Source organism: Paenibacillus sp. FSL R5-0490 (assembly GCF_001956215.1).
Taxonomy (GTDB): Bacteria; Bacillota; Bacilli; order Bacillales; family Cytobacillaceae; genus Cytobacillus.
Genome location: NZ_MRTQ01000027.1, coordinates 1 through 20974 on the forward strand (window position 1 = coordinate 1; position 20974 = coordinate 20974).

Here is a 20974-nt window from a genome sequence, read left to right on the forward strand (position 1 = left end):
AAAAGACTAATGATTTAAACGTTGACGTATTGTTCGTTCAGTTTTCAAAGATCAATCTGCCGCTCAGAAGCGACTTTACTAATATATCATTTCTCAATCGCTTCGTCAACAACTTTTTTAAAAACTTTCAAATGCTGTTAGCGTCTCAAGCGACTGTTTTTATATAATAACACCTGCTACCCAGAAGGTCAACAAATTATTCATAAAAAATATAAGGATTTTATTATCCTTTCAAAATTAAAAGAAACCAGCTGTTTGAACCGCAGCTGGTTTCTTCTATATTATATATTATTGTTTTGAGATGACGATGATATCTTTTTCTTTAAGATCAACAGCGCCAGGCTTATTAATTTTAATCGCCTCACCCTGCTGAAGGTTTGTGAAGACGATCGGTGTAATAATAGAAGTGGCGTTTTCCCCGATATAATCAAGATCCACTTTCAATAGCGGCTGTCCAGCTTCTACACGGTCATTTTCAGCAATTAACGCTTCAAATCCCTGGCCTTTCAGGTTAACTGTATCGATACCCACATGAATCAGGATTTCACGGCCTGAGTCTGAAAGGATGCCGATTGCGTGCTTAGTCGGGAACATATTAACGATTTTCCCGTCTACCGGTGAAACTACAGTTCCCTCTGAAGGCACAATCGCAAAACCATCACCCATCATCTTACCTGAGAATACAGCGTCAGGTACTTCTGTAATTGGTTTGATTTCACCTTTTATTGGCGCAATGAATGAATCTTCCTTATGTTCAGTCTGAAGAGCCTCAGGATTTACTTCTTCAATCTGCTGCTCCACTCCGCCTTCCGGAGCTTTTTCAACTGCGCGCGGTCTTTTGCCGCTCATGATGTCTTTCATTTGGCCTTTGATTGTTTCAGATCTCGGGCCAAAGATAGCCTGAATGTTGTTTCCAACTTCCAGTACCCCAGAAGCGCCAAGTTTTTTCAAGCGTTCTTTATCTACATTTTTAATATCGTTTACTGATACACGAAGTCGAGTAATACAAGCATCTAGATGAGCGATGTTTTCTTGTCCGCCCATAGCATCAAGAACTTCATATGGAAGATCTCCACCTTTGCCTGAAGCAGCCGATTCTTCATCTTCTACTTCTTCACGGCCAGGAGTCATTAAATTAAATTTGCGGATGGCAAATCTGAAGCCAAAGTAATAGATCACAGCGAATACCAATCCAACCGGAATAACAATCCAGGCATTTGTCTGAGGGTTGATTAATCCGAATAAAATATAGTCAATCAAACCGCCTGAGAAAGTCATGCCGATTTTCACATCCAAGAGATGCATGGTCATAAACGAAAGACCTGCAAACACTGCGTGTACAGCAAACAAAATCGGAGCTACGAACAAGAATGAGAATTCAAGCGGCTCTGTGATACCTGTTAAGAAAGAAGTTAATGCCGCAGACGCCATAAGACCTCCGACTACCACTTTCTTTTCAGGACGTGCTTCATGATAAATGGCTAATGCAGCAGCAGGCAGACCGAACATCATGAACGGGAATTTACCAGTCATAAATGTACCCGCAGTAAGGTTTTGTACATTGTCACTGATTTGCGCCATGAAAATCCGCTGGTCTCCGCGTACTGTTTCACCTGCATTCGTTACATACTGTCCAAATTCATACCAGAACGGAGAGTAGAAAATATGATGCAGACCAAAAGGAATCAGCGACCGTTCAATTAAGCCAAATATAAATGCTGATAAAGTCAGGTTTGCATGAACCATGTTTTGTGAGAAGGCATTTAATCCTTCCTGGATTGGCGGCCAAATAACCAGCATCAGCAAACCAAGGACTACTGATGCAGCAGCCGTAATAATGGGAACGAAACGTTTCCCTGCAAAGAATCCTAAGTATGAAGGAAGTTCGATTTCATAGAATTTGTTGTATAATGCAGCAGCGATAATCCCAACTATAATACCGCCGAATACACCAGTTTGCAGAGTTGGAATACCTAAGATATTCGCATAATTAAGTCCATTTACATCCTCTGCCGTTATTCCGGCAGCCGTACCCATTGTCACGTTCATAATCAAATAACCGATAATAGCAGCTAGCGCAGCTACACCTTCACCGCCTGCCAAACCAACAGCTACACCAACTGCAAATAACACCGGCAGGTTGGCAAAGACGATATCCCCTGCTTTTTGCATAACCTGGGCAACGATTTCAACCCCGCTGTTATCCAGGAACGGAGCCAGTTCGAGCAGCGCCGGATTCTGCAGAGCCGCACCAAGAGCAAGCAGAATCCCCGCTGCAGGCAGCAAGGCTACAGGAAGCATCAAGGCTTTTCCGACTTTTTGCAGGACGCCAAATACTTTTTTAAACATATGTTAACCCCCTAAATTTTTTACTCATTAAGCGTTTTCATTTAATAGCGGCAACCATTAAAAAATAAAAAAGGCATGAGGAAAAAAGGATAGAATCCAGGTGCATACAAGGGTATCATACCCTATTTCCCTAAATTCAATTACCTTTCTTCACTCATGCCTGATCGAATCAGTAACACGTAAAGACTTGCCATTTCTGGACAAGATACTATCGTAATTAATTTATTTTCTTTTGAAGCCTTTGCAGATGCATAGTCAGATACACAGCTTCTGCGTTATAGACTGTTTTTTTTAATGTTTGCTGCATTACTTTAATGAGCTTCCATGAGAGATTGTAGCATACCGGGTATTCTTCTTTCAAGAGTGAAGTTATTTTTTCCGGTTCTTCAACGATCTCGCCTTTGTTGACCCTTTCAATGGTGAAGCGGATATGGCGGACAAGCCTCATATAATCGATGCTGTCTTTATCAATTTGAATGTCCAGCTGGTCTTCAATCATGTTAACGAGATGAGTCACCAGCTGAGAATGCTGATTCACTTCGGATAAATCACGGTTCATTACAGCACTGTGAACGTGCAGGGCAATAAACCCAATCTCTCCTTCCGGCAAATAAATACCCGTGCGATGCCCTATAAGATTTACAACTTCCTGGGCGATTTCGAATTCAAATGGGTAAAGTGTCTTCGTTTCGATAAGAAAAGGATTTCTCATTTCCATCCCTTTCTTCATGCGTGTTATCGCAAACATCAAGTGGTCAGTAAGCGCAACATGGATATGCTCATTAAGCATGGAGTTTGCCCTTTGTTTAATCAATTGGATCGAGGAGATAATTGCCTCAAGCAATTCATTCTCCACATAAGGCATGAGCTTCAGATAATTCTCCTGCTCTTTTTCATTTTTAAGCACAAAAAGCTTTTCAACCAAAGCAGAATCGATTGGCTGGCCCGATTTCCGGTTAAAGCCAATCCCCTTTCCAATCAGGACGACTTCTCCCAATGACTCATGGCTGCCAATAAGGACGTTATTATTCAGCACTTTTTTTACCTTGTACTCACCCATTCTCTTCTCCCCGCCCATTAAACAATGTACTCTCATGGTATAAAAGCCTGTACGGGAAGTCAACGAATCGATTTGAATTAAAAAGAGACCCGCATCCCAGCGGGTCCCACACATCCTGTTACTTCAGGAAAATGAAATACATAACAAATATGACAAACAGCACATACATGATTGGGTGAATCTCTTTGATTCTTCCTTTTACAATCATGGTGATTGGGTAGAAGATAAATCCGATTGCAATTCCTGTTGCGATGCTGTAAGTCAATGGCATTGCAATAATTGTCAGGAATGCCGGAACAGCAATTTCAAACTTTGTCCAGTCAATGTTGCCTAATGATGCAACCATCAATACACCGACAATGATCAGTGCTGGAGCCGTCACCGCAGAAGTAATGACTTCTAATAGCGGGAAGAAAAATAATGAAAGCAGGAAGAACCCAGCTGTGACAATTGATGCAAATCCTGTTCTAGCACCTGCCGCAACCCCTGATGAAGATTCTATAAAGGAAGTTGTGGTGGATGTTCCGAAAATCGCACCAACGACTGTTGCTGTTGAGTCTGCCAGAAGCGCTTTACCTGCACGAGGCAATTTATTTTCTTTCATTAAGCCCGCCTGGTTGGCAACACCCACCAACGTTCCAGCTGTATCAAAGAAGTCGACGAACAGGAATGTCAGGACAACGACCAGCATGCTGGTTGAGAAGAATGAAGGGTCGCTGTATGCCCCGAATGCCGCTCCGAACGTTGGAGCCACACTTGGCACAGAATCAACTACCTTTCCAGGGACGTCAATCAAGCCGGCAATCATCCCAGTAACTGTGGTAATTACCATACCTATAAAGATTCCGCCATTAATTCCTTTTGTCATCAGGATCACTGTTATGACGATGCCGAAAATAGCCAGGAGCACATTCCCGTCAGTAAAATCGCCTAATCCAACAAGGACCGCATCATTGTTGACAATAAGCCCTGCGCTTTGAGCGCCGACAAATGTAATAAACAAACCGATTCCGGCACTGACCGCATACTTTAATTCTGCAGGAATCGAGTTAATAATTTTTTCACGCAAACCTGACAGGGATAAAAGGATAAAAATAATCCCTGAGATCAGAACCCCGCCTAATGCATGCTGCCAAGGAATTCCCATTGTTAACACAACTGTATATGCAAAAAACGCATTTAATCCCATTCCGGGTGCAAGTGCAATCGGGTATTTGGCTAATACCCCCATTAAAAGGGATCCGATTGCCGCAGCCACTGCTGTCGCCACAAAAACTGCCCCATAGTCCATTCTCATGGCATCCGGCAAATCCGGTATATCCATTAACGATAAAGTAATCGGGTTAACGACTAAAATATAAGCCATTGCTAAAAACGTTGTGAGTCCGCCGATGAATTCACGGCGATAGTTCGTACCAAGTTCTTCAAACTGGAAGTACTTCTTCATTTCTTTTCCCCCTATTGTCTATCTTTATTTTCACAATAAAAAAAACTCCGGTATTGAGTACCGGAGCATTGACAACTGGCTCGTGCTTGCCATAGGGAAAAACAAAAAAGAATAAAGGCAAAAACATCCCTATTTGCACTTACCTCGTAGTCAAGCTATTTACGGCAGCTCGGTAGAAACTTTTGGGCCATATCCCCAAGATTATACGACGTAAAACGACATATTTAATTCTTCTTTATCATAGCACCTCAAAAAGTCCCAGTCAATAGAAAAAGCGAACATTTTCATGTCCGCTTTTTATTATTGTTCGTATTTTATTCCCACTCAATCGTAGCAGGCGGCTTGCTCGTAATATCGTACACAACCCGGTTTACATGTGATACTTCATTCACGATTCTTGTTGAAATAATTTCCAGCACATCCCAAGGGATACGTGCCCAGTCAGATGTCATGCCATCAATTGAAGTAACGGCACGGATTCCAATCGTATAATCATACGTCCGGGCATCACCCATTACCCCCACACTGCGGATGTCGGGCAGAACAGTGAAGTATTGCCAAATATCACGGTCCAGACCTGCCTTTTTAATTTCCTCACGCAAAATGGCATCAGACTCGCGCACAATTTCCAGTTTGTCTTCTGAAATCTCTCCCAGAACACGGATGCCTAATCCCGGACCTGGGAATGGCTGTCTCCACACGATTTCATCCGGAATGCCAAGCTCAGATCCCAATGCACGCACTTCATCTTTAAACAGAGTGTTAAGCGGCTCAATCAGCTTAAATTGCATATCTTCAGGAAGCCCGCCTACATTGTGATGAGATTTAATCGTCTGGGCAGTAGCTGTTCCACTTTCAATAATATCGGTATAAAGTGTTCCTTGTGCAAGGAAATCAATGCCTTCAAGCTTAGCAGCTTCATCATCGAATACATAGATGAATTCATTGCCAATGATTTTACGCTTTTGTTCAGGATCGCTCACACCTTTAAGCTTATTCATAAAGCGTTCCTGGGCATCCACTTTAATTACATTCATATTAAAGCCATCAGCAAATGTCTTCATGACGCCTTCTGCTTCATCTTTTCTCAGCAGGCCGTGATCCACGAAAATACATGTCAGCTGGTCGCCGATTGCTTTATGGATAAGGACGGCAACAACAGATGAGTCAACCCCGCCGCTCAATGCGCAAAGCACCTTTTTATCTCCAACTTCCTGGCGGATCTTTTCCATTTCAATTTCAATGAAGTTCTCCATTGACCAATCACCGGTACAGCCGCAAACACCGAACACAAAGTTTTTCAGCATATCATTTCCATGAACGGAGTGGCGCACTTCTGGGTGGAATTGAACAGCGTATAAACCGCGCTCTTCATTGCTCATAGCCGCAATCGGGCATGATGGATTGGTACCATCCACTGTGAAACCAGCCGGAGCCTCTACAACAAGATCGCCATGGCTCATCCAGACTGTCTGTTCCCGAGGAAGATCTGTAAACAATTTGGACTCGTTTTCAATCTTCATGATCGCCTTTCCGTATTCACGGTGCTTGGCAGGTTCTACTTTTCCATCAAAGTGCATGGTCATCAGCTGCATGCCATAGCAGATTCCAAAAATCGGCAAGCCCAGTTCAAAAATTTCTTCATCACAGCGGAAGGCATTTTCGCCATAGACACTGTTAGGACCTCCGGAGAAAATAATTCCTTTCGGATTCATTTCCTTGATTTCTGCAGCTGTAATCGTATGCGGATGCAGCTCGCTGTATACACCAAACTCACGAATTCTGCGTGTGATTAACTGATTGTACTGGCTTCCAAAGTCCAGCACTACTATCATTTCCTGATTTTGAAGTTCTGTTTTCCCCGTCACACTGTTCACCTCATTAAATTTGTTATATTGCCTTTAGTCTTCTCTCCTGCAGATAAAATATCTAGTAAAAATATAATTTCTCAAGCATTTCATATATATCAGCGGGAAGCTGGACAATAAAAAAACCGGGACTCTTTCTCCACAAAAAAAAGTGAAGGCAGAATTCCGGTTCTCACGTATAGCAAAAAACTTCTTCTGCCTTCATAGTCAGATCATTTACGGCGATCCGGTAGAGACTTTCGAACCATATTATCGAGGATATATGAAGGTGCATGATTTAATTGTGTAAAACGGCAAAACCCGAACAATATGCCGCTGTCTTATTTGCCTATTGTAACAACAGCCACAAATCCCGGTCAAGCTATTGTCCTTTTAATTAAATTTTCCCACAATTCCTTCGTATCATTCCAGCTTCCTTCTTTCATGACTCCCCTGTAGACAAGCTCTTCGTAGCGGGCTGTCAGCCTGCTCATTTCCCTTGTTGAGAAAAAACTGTCAACATACTTGGCATAATCCCTTAAGGTTTGTCCGCTTTTCCGTTTTAACCCGTATCGGTCCAATTCCTTCAAAAGAATCAGGTAAGCCTTGGAGAAGTGCTCATCATTCCTTGTTCTTTTAAATCTCCAGATGAAATAATAAGGAAGCCATTTACCCCGTTTTTGGTAAATCAGGATAACAAGCAAAGCAGCTGCCAATACGGCTGCTCCAATGACTTTCCAATGTTCTTTAAAGAAAGACTCTATATTGCCCAAAAGCTTTTCTAAAGTAAACGGCGACTCTTCAGATGAAGTTACGTCAGGTTTGTCCGGCTTGACAGGAGTCTCAGTCTCTTTTGGCTTTTCTGCCTCCGGCTGGTTCGTATTTTCACCGGCCGTGTCAAAATTGAACTGAACGTTATTGTTAAAGCCTTGGGTTGGTTCAAATGGAACCCAGCCCATTTCAGGAAAATAAATTTCCACCCATGAATGGGCATTGTTATTTGTTACCTCAAACAAGCGAAGACCAGACCCAAGCGACTGCTTAAATTCTCCTTCTGTATAGCCCTTTACCCATCTTGCCGGCAATCCAATCGACCTCGCCATAACCACCATGGAGGAAGAGAAATTGTCGCAATACCCTTGCTTGGTATCAAATAAAAATTGGTCCACATAATCCTCATTTTCATCCGGAACCGCTACATCTGTCTGGCTGTAGCTATACTCAGCTCTGCGGAAATACTTCTCAAGCTCCCGGGCTTTTTCAAACCAATCCGGCTGATCCTGAGTGATTTCCTGCGCCAGCTCCCTGACTCTTTCAGGCAGTTCTTCAGGCAGCTGTGTATATCGGGACAAAAATTCCTCAGGAAGTGATTCCGCTTTTGCTCCCGATGCCTTCATGGCAGTCACACTGTATTCAGGCACCGCAAAATCCAATTTGTAATCTTCCAATGCAAATGGCCGTCCGCTATCCAATGTCCGGATCTTTTCTGTGGCCGTTTCCAGCTCATAGGTAATGAAAGGCGAGGCTTCTATACTTTTTAACCCTAACGGATACACCACATGAGGGTAATTCATAAAAGTATAAACCGAGCTTACTTCTTCAGTGGTTTCAATTGCATCGTTATCGATGAACGATGTAACCGGGATTTCTTCTCCCATTCCAAACGGAAGGTATTCCCCTTCAGGCTGAGAGGTTACCCAGCCCTTGCCTGTATACGTATCCTTCGTTTCCACCTTCCAGTAATGGCGGGACTCCACTTCCGCCCTGAAAACCACAGCGTTATCTCCTATAAAAGGGCCGCCAAGGCGGGAATCGTCTTCTCCATAGCCGATTTTCTGAATACCCGAGCCATCACTGCCGCTGTTTTGCCCATAGGATTTAATAAACGGAACAGGATCGGGCCAAATCGGTTCTGCCTTAGGAGCAGCAAATCCCAAGCCGGTGCTTAGCGCGATCAGGGCAGTCAGCGGAATCATCCATTTTCGCGATAGAGAGGCTTCTTTCTTCAGCCCTTCCTGCTCCAGAACGCGGTTAAACGTTAAGATGCCCATAACTGCAAAGCCCGCAATAACTGTCCTGACAATCGCTGCGTCTGCCGTGTAAGGTGTAAAGGTGTCCAGGACCGTTATATAAATGAGTGTCATGAAAAAGAAAATGAAAATCTGCCTGCGATTAATCAGCCAGTACTGAATCAAATAGGTCATCAGCCACAGCAGTATGAAAAAAAGCAGGCTTCTGAAAAGATTGGTTATGGCGGGCCAGTCTCTCTCAGCAAGCAATTCTAAGTTGTGCCACATATCCGATGCAAACACGGCTATCCATGAAAACTGAAAAAAGGAGCCTTCAAAATATAAATAATGCAGCTCATATAAAATATAAAGCACCTTAATAATACTGCTCATTACTGGACTTACACCAAAGAAAGCCAGCAGGAGTGACAATACAAGGAACACAAGGAAAACGATAATATTCGACGTATCTGTCAGCTCTTCAACCGGGCGCAGCCATTCCCATAATAAGAAAAAGCCAAGAACATAAAGAAGAAAGGTGGCAAAATCCTTTTGAACCCGCTGATATCCCATTACATGCCCACCCCCGAAAACACATCTGCAAAATGTCCGTTATGAACTAATATGACACGTATTCCCCTGGCATTCGCAGAGGCTTTAAGCAGCAGTTCATCACCGGAAGGAGATTCATGCTCATTTTTGATTAAAAATATCGTCATGGCCCCATTTTTGGAAGTAAAAAATCCGGCTTTCTCTATAAGTACTTTTGTTAATTGTGCTGTAACAATCATCAGCTGACTGTTCTGCTGCAGAAGAAAATGCTCTGCTTCAAGAACCCGGTCCACGGATGCTGCCGAATCATCTTTTATTTTTGCCAAATGATGAAACAGCTGAAGCTGGTGTGCTTCTCCGCCTCTGATAGGAAAAGCTGTCCGGGCAGCTGCAGAGGTCAAAAACCCGACCTGTGCTCCTTTACGTAGAATCGCCCTTACAATGGAGGCAGTAAACGAAACGATGGCCTCAAATCGGCTATCCGCTGCACAGTCCATCAGAATATAGACATCATGGGATTGTCTTTGTTCAAATTCCTTGGTCATAATATCATTTCGCTTTGCGGTAGCTTTCCAGTTAATCCAGGAAAATCTGTCTCCCGGCTGATACTCCCTGATGCCGATTGCCATGGAAGTATCCCTTTGCACCCGCTCTTTTGAAGCAGTCATTCCCTGTTCGTAATGATGTGCCATGGGCTTATAGATGATTTCCTCATACGCCGGGTAGACAATCATCCTGCTCTCAGCGGGAGCTTGCCTTTCTTTCTCTACTAAACCAAGCAGATCACCTGTTTTAAAACGGACAGAGGCAAAAATATGCTCTCCCCTGGGCAGACTATTAATCTTGTATTGAATGGACATTTCCTTCTGGAACCCCGGAAATAAGAATCTCTTTGCCTCGTTTGACTTCCTGGCATGCAGGAGCTGTTCACTCATTTCATCCTCAATGACGAGGTATAATAAAGGAAAAGCTGACCCCCTGCTTATCTTCAGAGCAATCACTGCCTGCTCACCCGCATTGTATTCTGTTTTCGGCAGGATCCGCTCCACTTTAACGCCGTTTAATGAATAAAACGACAGACCCAGTGCATATAAAGCAAACGGCACAAAGCTGTAAAACAAAAACCAGCTGACAAAGCCGCCCTGGAACATGGCATACGAAAAGGTGAACAAAATAAGCAGAAATAGTACAATCAGCTTCCAGACACCTTTCAGTGTATTTAACAGCTGTTTCATTTTACTTCACTAGCCTTTGTACAGGGACAGACACCCTGGCAATGACCCTTCCCACCACTTCTTCAGCGGTAATGCCTTCGAATTTCGCCTCTGATCTTAAAATAATTCTGTGAACAAAAACAGCAGGCGCCAAATACTGAATGTCATCCGGAAGAACATAATCGCGGCCATACATGAATGCATAAGCCTGGGCTGCTTTCATTAAAGCAATCGAACCGCGCGGACTGGCCCCTAAATACACACTGCTGTGGTTACGGGTTCCATTGGCAATTTCCACAATATAGCGTTTAATCGTTTGATCCACATGCACTTCTTTAATTTCTGTCTGCAGGGAACGCAATTCAGCCAGATCCATTACCGTTTCCAGATCTTCTATCGGCGGAATGCGCTGCGCCCGGTTCAAGACCTCCATCTCATCCGCAATATCCGGATAGCCCATTTTCATTTTTAAAAGGAATCTGTCCAGCTGCGCTTCCGGAAGAGGATAGGTTCCCTCATACTCGATGGGATTTTGCGTTGCCATAACGAAGAAGGGTCTTTCAAGACGATGCGTCACTCCGTCGATGGTCACACTGCTTTCTTCCATCCCTTCAAGAAGAGCGGATTGCGTCTTGGGAGAGGTCCGGTTGATTTCGTCTGCTAAAATAATATTGCCCATAATGGGACCAGGCCTGAACTGAAACTCCATTTCCTTTGGATTATAGATGGATACACCTGTCACATCCGAAGGCAGCAAATCTGGCGTGAATTGGATGCGTTTAAATGCAGCTCCGACTGATTTAGCCAGCGCACGTACCATCATCGTTTTCCCGACACCCGGAACATCTTCAAGCAATACATGGCCTTCCGCTAAAAGCGCCACTAGGCTTAACTCTGCGACATCCCGTTTTCCGATCATGACTTTTTCAATATTTCCTAATACCCTCTCAATTGCAGGGTGCATCTGATTTCGATCCATGTGAAATCTCTCCCCTTTTTCTATATCTCTAATTCCACTAATTTACAATTTACTAAATTTAATTCTAACCTATTATATATTCGCTGTCGCGCTGGAAACTCCTGTGTTTTTCTTGGGATGGTTCTATCTTCTAAATAGTTTTAGAACATAAATAAAGGCTGCTTCTCAGCAGCCAAAGACCAGTTAGTTATGTCGTTTTCCATTCTGATCTATATAAAAAGATTCGATAAGTGTTCTTTCATATGGCTTTCCATTTTCGGTATGGCCCTTTATTTCCATTGTCACATTGTATACGCCTTCCTGTGAAAAATCGCTATCGGTCATGAGGCCAGGCTTTTCTCCTTTCGCTTTTCGCTGCAGCTTTTTCCCTGAAGAATCAAACCCGAAGCGGATCCATTTTGTTTTAAAGGCTTTATGACTTTTCGCAGACTCGTCCTGGATTTTATCAGTTAACGGACTGTTTAGTGTTACGGTGTAAAGATACGATGCATTTGCCGGAGCCTTTAACAGCCAGCTTCCCGCTTCGGGATACTCGATTTCAAACTGGTGAACCCATGCTCCTTTGAAGAAATCGGATTCTTCTTTATACGCTTTTCCCGTTTTATATTCTTTTCCCTCCGGACTGATTAATTTTAAAGCAGACAAATTCTTTTCACTTAAAAAAGAAACAGTTAGGGAGTTTACATTATCCTCCACGGAAAACTGCTCACTGATTGCACTGACAGCTTTCCCGCCTTTTACAATGGAATGAAAGCCAGGCTGACTGGAAGCCGCTTCTGTTCCTGGAGACGAGAAAACTGCTGCAGGCTGAGTAATAGTAGTATAGGGTTTGAATACAAGGAATGTATGGGATCCTTCCCGAATGGTTGTGTGATTCCAGCCGCCTTCCTGAACAATGGAAGCTCCAGGCAGCCGGGAATTAACTGCTGTCACAACACCATCGTTTTTTCCGTACGTGCTCAGGTATAAACCTCCCCAGTAGGAAGCACTGCCAAATGAACCCCATTTGGTGCCGCCAAGTGTATAATAACGATTTTTTCCAGCATTCTGATGGGAATCTGTAAGGCTTCGAAAGTATTGCATATTGCCTGTCTGCAGGGATTCGGTTGCTTCATTATTGTTTCCAAGAAGAGCAGCAAGCCACCAGGCGGCGCTGCTGTGTGCAAGATCCGCAAGCTGGGTGCCATGATGAGGAGAGGATAGAGAGATGACGTTTGATACATAGGGGTGGGCATTGTAATGCACAAGGGCTGTCTGAATATCCACACCGCCTTTGCTATAACCGATGACCACCAGCTTTTTTCCCCCAAAATGATGGTACATTTCCTGAAGCTTCTCAGCCAGAATGGCACCATTCGTCCACATATCCCGGTCATGATGAAGATCAATGAAGGCTGTTTCATATCCATTTGCCAAAGCCACTTCGTACATATCATTACCTTCATGCCAGACTGCTGATGAATTATTATAGCCGTGCACAAACACAAGAGGTGATTTGGAAGGGTCAATGCTTGAAGGTGATTCTCCGGCATACCAATAACCCGGAGTCCCGCTGTCATCACCGCCAAAACCGCCAGCCTTCGCCATACCAGGGAAAATCAGCATCATACAAAAGATCACTCCTGCCAAATGTATTTTCAAGCCATTCCCTCCTTAAGGGAGATCCGGACGGAAGCCCAGTCAATTTAATTTTATAATTTTCAGAATATATATTGAAGGGTATTTCGGTTTAAATTCCCATTGAATTGGCAAAAACATCCCTGCTTTCCGTTATAATGACCTTATGGAAGAATGGGGGTAAATTACAATGAAACTGCATTCATATGTTTTTCTTATATCTATATTACTGCTGCTGACACTCCCGGCAGAGGCTAAGGCAGAATCCTTTTCCATTGACCAGGCAGAAATCAGGACACTAATTTTAGATAATGGAGATATCTACACAGAAGAATTATATACATACTCCTTCGATGGATCTTTTAATGGAACAACGAGAACAATCGGGGACGACGACCACGGGGGAGTGGAGTTTTTTGAAGGCTATCTTGCTCCTGATGATGCCAAGCTTGAAACGATTAATCCCCAAAGCTTACAGACGCTGAAGGTAGAGAGAGATGATTTAACTTATAAAATACATACAGCTTCTAAAAATGAAACAAAGAAAGTGTTTTACCGCTACCGCATTAAGGATGCAGTCAGCAAATATGGGGATACAGGGCAGTTTTATTGGCGATTTTTTGATGAAATGAATGAAAATGATATACACAACCTTCGTATTCAAATTGCTTTATATAATGATTCATCAGCTTTAAACAAGGGCTATGCCTTTTTACATGACTTGACTGGCGGATCGATGAAAAAATCCAGACAGGATGGAATTCTTTATGAAAATAAGCTCCTTCCTGCAGGAAAAACGGCGGAAATCCGATTTTTGTTTCCTGAGACATACTTGAAGAATGCTGTATATACAGAAAACACCGCTAAACTTGCCGAATTTCTTGCTGAGGAAGAACAGTATCAGCAAAAAAGGGAGAGCCGGAAAGACTGGATCAACCCTCTTGATACAGTGAATTCGATCATTACCCTTATTTTGCTGATATTCCTGATTTATTTGGTAATCTATCCCCGCAGACTATACAGGTGGTTTAATAAAGGAACTTCGCCGGAAAAATTAAAGCATAAGGATTCCTTTCTGCTTGCTGCCATCTACAGAAAGGGAAGGCTTCGGCATTTCGATATTATCAGCGCTCTGTTTCGGATGCAGCAGAAAGGGTTTCTATCCATGGAACGGGTCACCGCCAGACCTGCTTATTTGGAAGATGAAAAAGCACCTGATCACACCTATCTTTTTACAGTTATCAGTGAAAATAAAGGTTTAACCGAATACGAGCAGAAACTGATTGATTGGCTTTTTACCCCAGATGAAACAGGCCGAAAAACTTTTTCCCTGGATCAGCTTCCCTTTCCAACTGCTCAGGAAAAAAAGAGCAACTGGAGAATGGAGGATGAATATAAGCGAATGGAAAAAGAGTTTAACAAGGCATTTAAAGTCTGGCGCAAAACAGTACTGAAAGATACCGAGATAAAAGAGTATGTAAGATTAAATTTAATAAGAGAGAGCTTTCTCAAATGGGGAATTCCTATTTGGATTCTAATGTCGTTATTCAATGCCTATATAGGGATGTCTGACTTATTCGACTTAGCTTCCATATTGGCTTTATTAACAATCGGATGGGCCATGGTGCTGATTCAAAAGAAAAATCGGCTGGCATTGCCAATCTATTTTGGCTTAGGCTCTGTTTTTGCGGCAGCTATTGCATACGAAATGCCGGAAGACTTTTTCCCTTTAAACATTCTCCTTTTTCTCGTCAGCGTCTTCCTGCCTATTTCGGATATTACCTTTAAAGGAGCCCCTTATCATAAAGCGATCAGGGAGTTTAGAAATAGCATAAAAACAGGCAGATTTCACTTTCAGGATTCAGATAAGTGGATACAGCACGCCCTTTCACTCGACTTATTTACCGAGCTGAATCTGCATTATGCCGGAAAGTTTACAGAAGATGCGAAAACTTTTTCTGCGCTTCTCCTATCTTCTGCAGATGCAAAAGTATTTTCATATACAAATCATTATTATCATCAGACATACTATACAAGCTCCGGTTCATCCGGAAGCGGATCAAGCGGCGGTTCCGGCGGAGGCGGAGGTGCAGGAGCGTTTTAAGCATAAAAAAAGTGCCATTGCTGAGAATGGCACTTTTTTTTAGTATGATACACCTGTGCGGCTATGTGTTTTTTCAAACTCAGCTTGATTCGGATCAAAGTATTTTTCATTGAAAGCTGCCACAAATTTATCATCCTTAATGTAACCCGCTCCCCATGTTGGATCCATCGTGAGCCAGCTTCCATCCACCTTCACTTCCACCCATGCATGCTTCTGCGGCCAGAATCCGCCAAAAGCAGTTCCTTCAATAAAGCGGGCTTCCATGTTGCTGGCCCGAAGCAGGGCAATGGCCAGATACGAATAATCCTGGCAGACTCCCGTTTTGGAATCAAGTGTCTTGAGCGCACTATCATCCCAGCTGAAGTCATCTGTTTCGAGCTTATTTACATCATATGAAACGGTTTTAGCGACATAATCATAGATGGCCTTCGCCTTTTCCCTTTCACTGCTAATGCCTTCTGTCAGATCTTGCGCCAGTTCAGTAATCTGCGGAGCATCGGACTGAACGCCTCTTGATGGAAGCAGGTCCCGCTTATCCTCGCCTGTTGACTCCACCTCAAATTTCGCAAATCCATAAAAGCGAAAATAATCACTATTCTCTTCCTTAATTTCCGGCACACTTAGTGTGACTTCATATGTGCCAGGACCAAACCTTAAATAAAAAGAATCATCAAACGTGAAATCTTTTACAGGGATAACATCCAGTGCTTCGTCTTCACCTTTTTTAGTCGTAATGTAAATATGATCTGTTTCAGGACCGAATTCTGCCTGCGGATCAATTTTTCCTTTTACAGAAAAGACACCGTCGGACTTCTCACCGCCATACTGCGGGTATTCAAGCGCCACTCCCCGCTCCTCATATGTTTTAGAAAATTCAATTGGGCTCATCGTCCTATCAGACTCGTTGTCTATTAAAATGGTTGTGGCTGTCTGATAGTAATTTTCCCTCTCTTTGTCAGGAACGAGCACCTCAAGCTTGTGCAGGCCTTTTCCGTAGAATAACGGCACATCATAGGTGAATTTTCCATCCTTAAGCTTAATGACATGCTTCCACATTTCTGAATCCTTATTCAGCTGTAGCATGATTGTATCGCTATCTGTTAGGCTTCCGGCTTCCCCTTTTAAATTGAATACTTCATTGCCTTTTAGATAGCTCGACTCGATATCCAGGTCCAGATCTGCTTCCTGGCCAAACGGAGTAAACGTCACATCCCGCTCTGTATCCGGATTCACATTGTGCACCGTGAAAGAAGCAAGATCATAATAATAATTCTCACTATCCGTGCTTGGAAGCTGGACCGTTACCTTATACTCGCCTTCCCCATTAAATAATCGGATATTCTGCTTGAACTTCCCTTCTTTGATGGGTGCGTAGTATTCCAGATCATTCCCTGCCGGCCCATCCTCTGTGGAACGAACCTTGATCCAGGCATAGTCTGATTTGAGATCAGAGTACTTCTCAACCTCTCCTTGCACAGCCACCTTTCCATTTGCGGCAAACTCCTTATACTCCGGATTTTTCAGAGCGGCCCCGACTTCCTCGCTGTAAGAAGTCAGCTCAAGGGGTTCGAGCTCAAGTTCCTTGTTTTTCTCTTTAACCAGCTTTTCATATTTATCTTCTTCCTTTTTCTCCGCTTTGGCTTCTGAATTGCTTTCAGAGCTGCTGCAGGCTGAGAGGAAGAGGAAGCTGGTTAATAATACAATTAATATGGTGATGGGGCTTTTCTTTGGCATGGGGTCCTCCTTTTTAATCTTTCTTGACTTTATTACGTGCGCAATGCCTTTTCGGTTTCATAGATTAAGAAACTCAAAACAAAAGCTCTTTATAGGGTTAGACCTTTAAAGAGCTTCTCTGTGGTACTGTTTTTTAAAAATTTAATATTAATAGCTATAAAATTAAATACAAAAAGAGAGAAATTCCACACATAAAATCGTTATTCAGCCTTTGGTTCTTGCCTCTCATAATTAGCCTGCTGCCGAAGATTCTCCAGGTTTATTTTTAGATCCCAAACTTTTTTTGCATTTTCAGTCATATGAGGATAAATATATTGGTCAACTATTATCTGATAGCGAAAATCACCAATCAGGTTATACGTGCGAATTTTAAACTTTTTATCATTGAAGGTTTCAATAACAATATCATTAATTAAATTTAATGGATTCCTTACAAGATCAATGTTTCGAATATCCTTAATTGGAACTGTGCCTTTTTTTGATTTAATCACACCATTTTCTCCGGGGATAATGGACAGCAAGATTTTACCCGGGATTAGACCTGGTAAATTCCAAAGGGTGATATAGAGATAAAAAGGAGTGAAAATTATTCCACCGCCAAGATAGAATAAAGAATATTTAGAGTCAAACTTCAATCCGTGAACAATTAGAAAGATACAGGCTATTAAAAAACCTGCAGTAGCAAGAGACATTAGCACATAATAAATTTTTGATCCCTTCACCTTTATGGAATAATCTTTATTTTGAATCATCGATAGATCGCCCCCTGAGAAAGCTCTCTCTTTAGAGAAGACTTGTTTGATCGATTCAATTAATTTTTATTCAATTTTAGGCTCTTTTCTCTCGTATCTTGCCACTTTACGAAGACGTTCAAGATCTACCTTTCTGTCCCAAACCTTTTTTGCATTTTCAGTCATATATGGATAAATGTATTGATCTACAATCATTTCATAATCTAAGTCCCCAAGAAGATTATACGTTTTAATTTTTATCTTTTTATCATTGAATGTATCAATAACAATGTCGTTGATTAAATTTAATGGATTTCTGACTAAATTGATACTGCGAATATTACTTATAGATACCATATCTTTTTTAGCATTAACTGTTCCCTTTTCTCCCGGGAATATTCTAAACAAAACCTTTCCTGGCATTAATCCAGGCAGGCTCCAAATAGTTAAATAAAGATAGAAGGGAGTTAATACGATTCCTCCGCCAAGATAGAGGAAAGAATATTTAGAATTGAATTTCAGTCCATGTATAATTAAGAAGATACATGCAAGTAAAAATCCTACTGTAGCCAAAAACATCCATACATACATGAACTTAGAACCTTTTATTAATACAGATTCTCCTTTGTTCTCAATCATGGACAAGAGGAATCCCTCCTTGGACAGAATTGTTAAATAATAGGTTTCTAATAGATGTCTCGTCTGCCCTTTGAACATTTAAATCAAGATTATCGTCTCTTGAAATCATCCAGAAGTCCACTTTCCCAGGAACAATAAAAATTAGATCAATTAAATCAGGATTTTTTGCAGAATCATATCCAAGACTAAGTAAACTGTCCATTCTGCCTTTTCTATTGGAAATATCTTTTAAAAACTCAAATGAGAATGAACCATTAACTCTATTTTCCCACTTTTGAGCAGTAGATTCAGACAATGAATCTGGTTCACTCATATCACCTAAGAATTCTTCAAATTCTTCATTCTTCAAACTAAAAAGCACTTCATCATGTAAAGGCAGCTTGTTAATATCGAAGAAATTTTTAATACTTGGTATCATATCCTTTGGAGTGGATTTTGAAATATAATGTACTTGATGGTCATGCAATAACTTATGAAGATAAACTTCCCCATTCCCAAAATGAAAGGATATGTTCTCTTCCCCTTCGAACTTTAAATTAAATCTAGAAGCTTTAACCGTCTTCTCCGCATTACTAAGAATATTAATATAAGACTTATAGTCTTCTTTTAATCTATATTGATTATTAACCTCTACCACCATATCTTTTGCCAGCAAAGAGCGAGCTGCAAACTCAAGCAGTAACTTCAATTCGGAATCTTGGAGTGAAGGAAAGTATGTCTCTTTCATAGATATTCCTTCTTCATATAGCCCTTCACTATAAAATGCAAAGATTAATTCTTCTATACTTAGTTGAATGGTACTCATATTGCCTCCTTAAAAAAAAGATAATTTTTTATCTAAAAATCCCTTTGCTCCATCTATTAAAGATCCAGCTGTCTCCTTTGCCTTTGACAATCCTTTTCCAATATCTTTAATTTTCCCTACCGGATCGGACATTGTTTCTTTAATTTGTTTATTAACAACATCAATACCTTTATTTACTGCTTCAACAGCTTTTCCAGCTTTCTCAAATCCATCTTTAAAAAGCTCGACTCCATGGTGCAAAGGCTCTTTAATAAGGATAGCACCTTTTTCAGCAATTCCAGCAGTTAATTTAGCAGCTTTCTCTCCAATAACTCCACCAACGAATGAACCTGCAGCTGCACCAACAACTGTTCCAACGGGACCAGCTAAACTACCTAAAGCTCCTCCTATTACTGCACCTGTAATTGCTCCTCCCGAGATAGCTACTGTATTATTTACAGCATTACCAATTGCTTTAGCATTTTCACGTTTCAAAACATCGGGGTTATTTCCGTACTTAGCATAGTTCTCTGAAATTTTAAGCCCCATTCCTCCGACTTCCATTGCACCGGTTAAAACAACTGTACTTAATGCATTTGTTTTAGCAAATTTGGCACCCGTACTAACGAAAGATTTGAACGTAGTGGGATTAAAAGTTTTATATTTAATTTCATCCAAAAATGCCCTTGAGCTACTCGTAAAATTCGCCACATCATCCGGCAAGTATTTAGCAATCTTTTTATGAACCAAATCCGCAAGTGGTACATCTTTATACTTACTGGTTAAATATAATGGACTCAGGAACGCTCTTGTCATCGTTCTTAACTTTTTAGTTTCATCAATTTTATCTGTTACTTGTTGAAGGGCCGCCATATGTTTATAGGTGAATACACCATCAGCATTCTTAATAAATTGAGTAAAACCTAATCCATAAAATGCGAGCTGTTTTGTCATCAATGCTCCAAGAGCTGTTACGGCCCCATATTGCTCATACAACTTATACAACTTGCCTACCAGATTATCAGCATCAGCAAATTTATTTGCCACCATCCGCAGGTCAATTTCCATTTCACTAAGCTGCCCGGTAAGCTGGTTACCTGTACCCCATGGGTCTCCTACATGATAAAAGCAATGCCTGTATTCCGCCGGAGCGCTGTTAATTAAATCCGCAAGCTCCATATGGAGATTTCTGTATTCGTCTTCAATTCTGGACAAACGAGTAACCATATCATTTGCCAGGTCTTCCAGGCGATCCGGATTTACAGAGATTTCACTTCCCATTTCAATACCTCTTTTCTATTCGATTTATTATCCTAATTAAAATAAATTTATTATTTGATAGCCTGCTATAAAAACTTGTATTGGCAATAAAAATAGATCAACACACCCCGGAGCACATCCGTCATCATACGTCTTACTCTTGTCATAAGAACCTTTTTTCTTCTTTTCATTATTAGACATAAAAACCCATCCAATCTTTATATTCTTCAATCCGCTTTAAGTCTGGCCAGTCTCTCTAATTCTCTTTGTCTTTCAATTTCTTCTCTGACTCTATCAACTTCATTAGCAGCACTTTCCAATTCTCGACTGATGTTATAAAGGTTATCCGAGTGCCTTTGGAAGAGGACGCCTGCTTCTTCCAATGCGGAATCAAATTTGTCCCGCGCTTTGCCCTTCCATTCACCTGCATGGTTTTGGACACTTTGCTTTAGTTTGAATTCCTCTGTTTTGATATCATCTGAAGCTGTCTGAAATACCCTTGCAAGGGCTCTTACATGTGATGAGTTCATTTTGACACCTCATTTTTAAAAGTTTTTTATCCAATAATTTAAAGTCTCTTCATTTCTTTCATGCCTAATTCTTTATTCTATTTTTAGAGGGCAGTTATTTGAGAGGAGTTTGCTGAAG

The 20974-nt window shown here is 41.6% G+C and carries 16 protein-coding genes and 2 riboswitches; of the genes, 1 reads left to right on the forward strand and 15 read right to left on the reverse strand.

Annotated elements, in window-relative coordinates:
* Positions 1-288: 288 nt before the first annotated feature.
* The 8 genes from ptsG to BK139_RS19525 all read right to left on the reverse strand — a co-directional run bounded on the left by ptsG (position 289) and on the right by BK139_RS19525 (position 13098).
* A complete protein-coding gene (gene ptsG, locus BK139_RS19490; protein ID WP_076262113.1) occupies positions 289-2349 on the reverse strand; it encodes a glucose-specific PTS transporter subunit IIBC in 2061 nt (686 codons plus the stop codon).
* 217 nt (positions 2350-2566) lie between these two features.
* Positions 2567-3409, reverse strand: a complete 843-nt coding sequence (gene glcT, locus BK139_RS19495; RefSeq protein ID WP_076262116.1) for a glucose PTS transporter transcription antiterminator GlcT — start codon at positions 3407-3409, stop codon at positions 2567-2569.
* Positions 3410-3527: 118 nt separating this feature from the next.
* A complete protein-coding gene (locus BK139_RS19500) occupies positions 3528-4856 on the reverse strand; it encodes an NCS2 family permease (protein WP_076262119.1) in 1329 nt (442 codons plus the stop codon).
* Between the two features lie 127 nt (positions 4857-4983).
* Positions 4984-5085: riboswitch (purine riboswitch) on the reverse strand.
* Positions 5086-5170: 85 nt separating this feature from the next.
* Positions 5171-6691 (reverse strand): glutamine-hydrolyzing GMP synthase, encoded by a 1521-nt coding sequence (gene guaA / locus BK139_RS19505; RefSeq protein WP_175609161.1) that lies wholly within the window; start codon positions 6689-6691, stop codon positions 5171-5173.
* A 217-nt stretch (positions 6692-6908) separates the two neighbouring features.
* Positions 6909-7010, reverse strand: a riboswitch (purine riboswitch).
* Between the two features lie 70 nt (positions 7011-7080).
* Positions 7081-9285, reverse strand: a complete 2205-nt coding sequence (locus tag BK139_RS19510) for a transglutaminase TgpA family protein (RefSeq protein WP_076262125.1) — start codon at positions 9283-9285, stop codon at positions 7081-7083.
* Positions 9285-10499 carry a DUF58 domain-containing protein gene (locus BK139_RS19515; protein WP_076262128.1) on the reverse strand — a complete coding sequence of 405 codons (1215 nt, stop codon included), beginning with the start codon at positions 10497-10499 and terminating at the stop codon, positions 9285-9287. The genes BK139_RS19510 and BK139_RS19515 overlap by 1 nt, the downstream gene beginning before the upstream one ends.
* Before the next feature lies 1 nt (position 10500).
* Positions 10501-11457, reverse strand: coding sequence for an AAA family ATPase (locus tag BK139_RS19520; RefSeq protein WP_076262131.1), 957 nt, complete (start codon positions 11455-11457; stop codon positions 10501-10503).
* Positions 11458-11640: 183 nt separating this feature from the next.
* A complete protein-coding gene (locus BK139_RS19525) occupies positions 11641-13098 on the reverse strand; it encodes an esterase/lipase family protein (RefSeq protein WP_083675415.1) in 1458 nt (485 codons plus the stop codon).
* A 166-nt stretch (positions 13099-13264) separates the two neighbouring features.
* Here BK139_RS19525 and BK139_RS19530 point away from each other — a divergent pair, with 166 nt between their 5' ends.
* Positions 13265-15178 carry a DUF2207 domain-containing protein gene (locus BK139_RS19530; RefSeq protein ID WP_076262134.1) on the forward strand — a complete coding sequence of 638 codons (1914 nt, stop codon included), beginning with the start codon at positions 13265-13267 and terminating at the stop codon, positions 15176-15178.
* A gap of 39 nt (positions 15179-15217) precedes the next feature.
* Here the strand turns inward: BK139_RS19530 and BK139_RS19535 are convergent, their stop codons facing one another.
* From BK139_RS19535 to BK139_RS19560, 7 genes are all read right to left on the reverse strand, one after another.
* Positions 15218-16912, reverse strand: coding sequence for a transglutaminase domain-containing protein (locus tag BK139_RS19535; RefSeq protein WP_076262136.1), 1695 nt, complete (start codon positions 16910-16912; stop codon positions 15218-15220).
* Positions 16913-17112: 200 nt separating this feature from the next.
* Positions 17113-17664: a DUF5381 family protein gene (locus BK139_RS19540; protein ID WP_076262139.1), complete on the reverse strand. Its 552-nt coding sequence runs from the start codon at positions 17662-17664 to the stop codon at positions 17113-17115.
* A 66-nt stretch (positions 17665-17730) separates the two neighbouring features.
* On the reverse strand, positions 17731-18282 hold the full coding sequence (locus BK139_RS19545; protein WP_076262225.1) for a DUF5381 family protein: 552 nt from the start codon (positions 18280-18282) through the stop codon (positions 17731-17733).
* Entirely contained in the window at positions 18275-19087 is an 813-nt protein-coding gene (locus BK139_RS19550; RefSeq protein WP_076262141.1) for a hypothetical protein, read from the reverse strand. The genes BK139_RS19545 and BK139_RS19550 overlap by 8 nt, the downstream gene beginning before the upstream one ends.
* A 9-nt stretch (positions 19088-19096) precedes the next feature.
* The gene (locus BK139_RS19555; protein WP_076262144.1) at positions 19097-20347 is read right to left on the reverse strand and encodes a hypothetical protein; all 1251 of its coding nucleotides are present in this window, start codon (positions 20345-20347) and stop codon (positions 19097-19099) included.
* Positions 20348-20383: 36 nt separating this feature from the next.
* Complete coding sequence (locus tag BK139_RS24125; protein WP_175609160.1) at positions 20384-20527, reverse strand: hypothetical protein; 144 nt, start codon at positions 20525-20527, stop codon at positions 20384-20386.
* 26 nt (positions 20528-20553) lie between these two features.
* Entirely contained in the window at positions 20554-20856 is a 303-nt protein-coding gene (locus tag BK139_RS19560) for a WXG100 family type VII secretion target (protein WP_076262146.1), read from the reverse strand.
* Between the last annotated feature and the right edge of the window lie 118 nt (positions 20857-20974).

What these genes read in the sequence shown, in the direction of transcription:
- glcT (WP_076262116.1), bottom strand. Translation starts at nt 3,409, where the DNA reads ATGGGTGAGTACAAGGTAAAAAAAGTGCTGAATAATAACGTCCTTATT.
- BK139_RS19545 (WP_076262225.1), bottom strand. Translation starts at nt 18,282, where the DNA reads ATGATTGAGAACAAAGGAGAATCTGTATTAATAAAAGGTTCTAAGTTC.
- BK139_RS19520 (WP_076262131.1), bottom strand. Translation starts at nt 11,457, where the DNA reads ATGGATCGAAATCAGATGCACCCTGCAATTGAGAGGGTATTAGGAAAT.
- BK139_RS19550 (WP_076262141.1), bottom strand. Translation starts at nt 19,087, where the DNA reads ATGAGTACCATTCAACTAAGTATAGAAGAATTAATCTTTGCATTTTAT.
- BK139_RS19555 (WP_076262144.1), bottom strand. Translation starts at nt 20,347, where the DNA reads ATGGGAAGTGAAATCTCTGTAAATCCGGATCGCCTGGAAGACCTGGCA.
- BK139_RS19560 (WP_076262146.1), bottom strand. Translation starts at nt 20,856, where the DNA reads ATGAACTCATCACATGTAAGAGCCCTTGCAAGGGTATTTCAGACAGCT.
- ptsG (WP_076262113.1), bottom strand. Translation starts at nt 2,349, where the DNA reads ATGTTTAAAAAAGTATTTGGCGTCCTGCAAAAAGTCGGAAAAGCCTTG.
- BK139_RS19540 (WP_076262139.1), bottom strand. Translation starts at nt 17,664, where the DNA reads ATGATTCAAAATAAAGATTATTCCATAAAGGTGAAGGGATCAAAAATT.
- BK139_RS19515 (WP_076262128.1), bottom strand. Translation starts at nt 10,499, where the DNA reads ATGAAACAGCTGTTAAATACACTGAAAGGTGTCTGGAAGCTGATTGTA.
- guaA (WP_175609161.1), bottom strand. Translation starts at nt 6,691, where the DNA reads ATGATAGTAGTGCTGGACTTTGGAAGCCAGTACAATCAGTTAATCACA.
- BK139_RS19530 (WP_076262134.1), top strand. Translation starts at nt 13,265, where the DNA reads ATGAAACTGCATTCATATGTTTTTCTTATATCTATATTACTGCTGCTG.
- BK139_RS19500 (WP_076262119.1), bottom strand. Translation starts at nt 4,856, where the DNA reads ATGAAGAAGTACTTCCAGTTTGAAGAACTTGGTACGAACTATCGCCGT.
- BK139_RS19535 (WP_076262136.1), bottom strand. Translation starts at nt 16,912, where the DNA reads ATGCCAAAGAAAAGCCCCATCACCATATTAATTGTATTATTAACCAGC.
- BK139_RS24125 (WP_175609160.1), bottom strand. Translation starts at nt 20,527, where the DNA reads ATGTCTAATAATGAAAAGAAGAAAAAAGGTTCTTATGACAAGAGTAAG.
- BK139_RS19510 (WP_076262125.1), bottom strand. Translation starts at nt 9,285, where the DNA reads ATGGGATATCAGCGGGTTCAAAAGGATTTTGCCACCTTTCTTCTTTAT.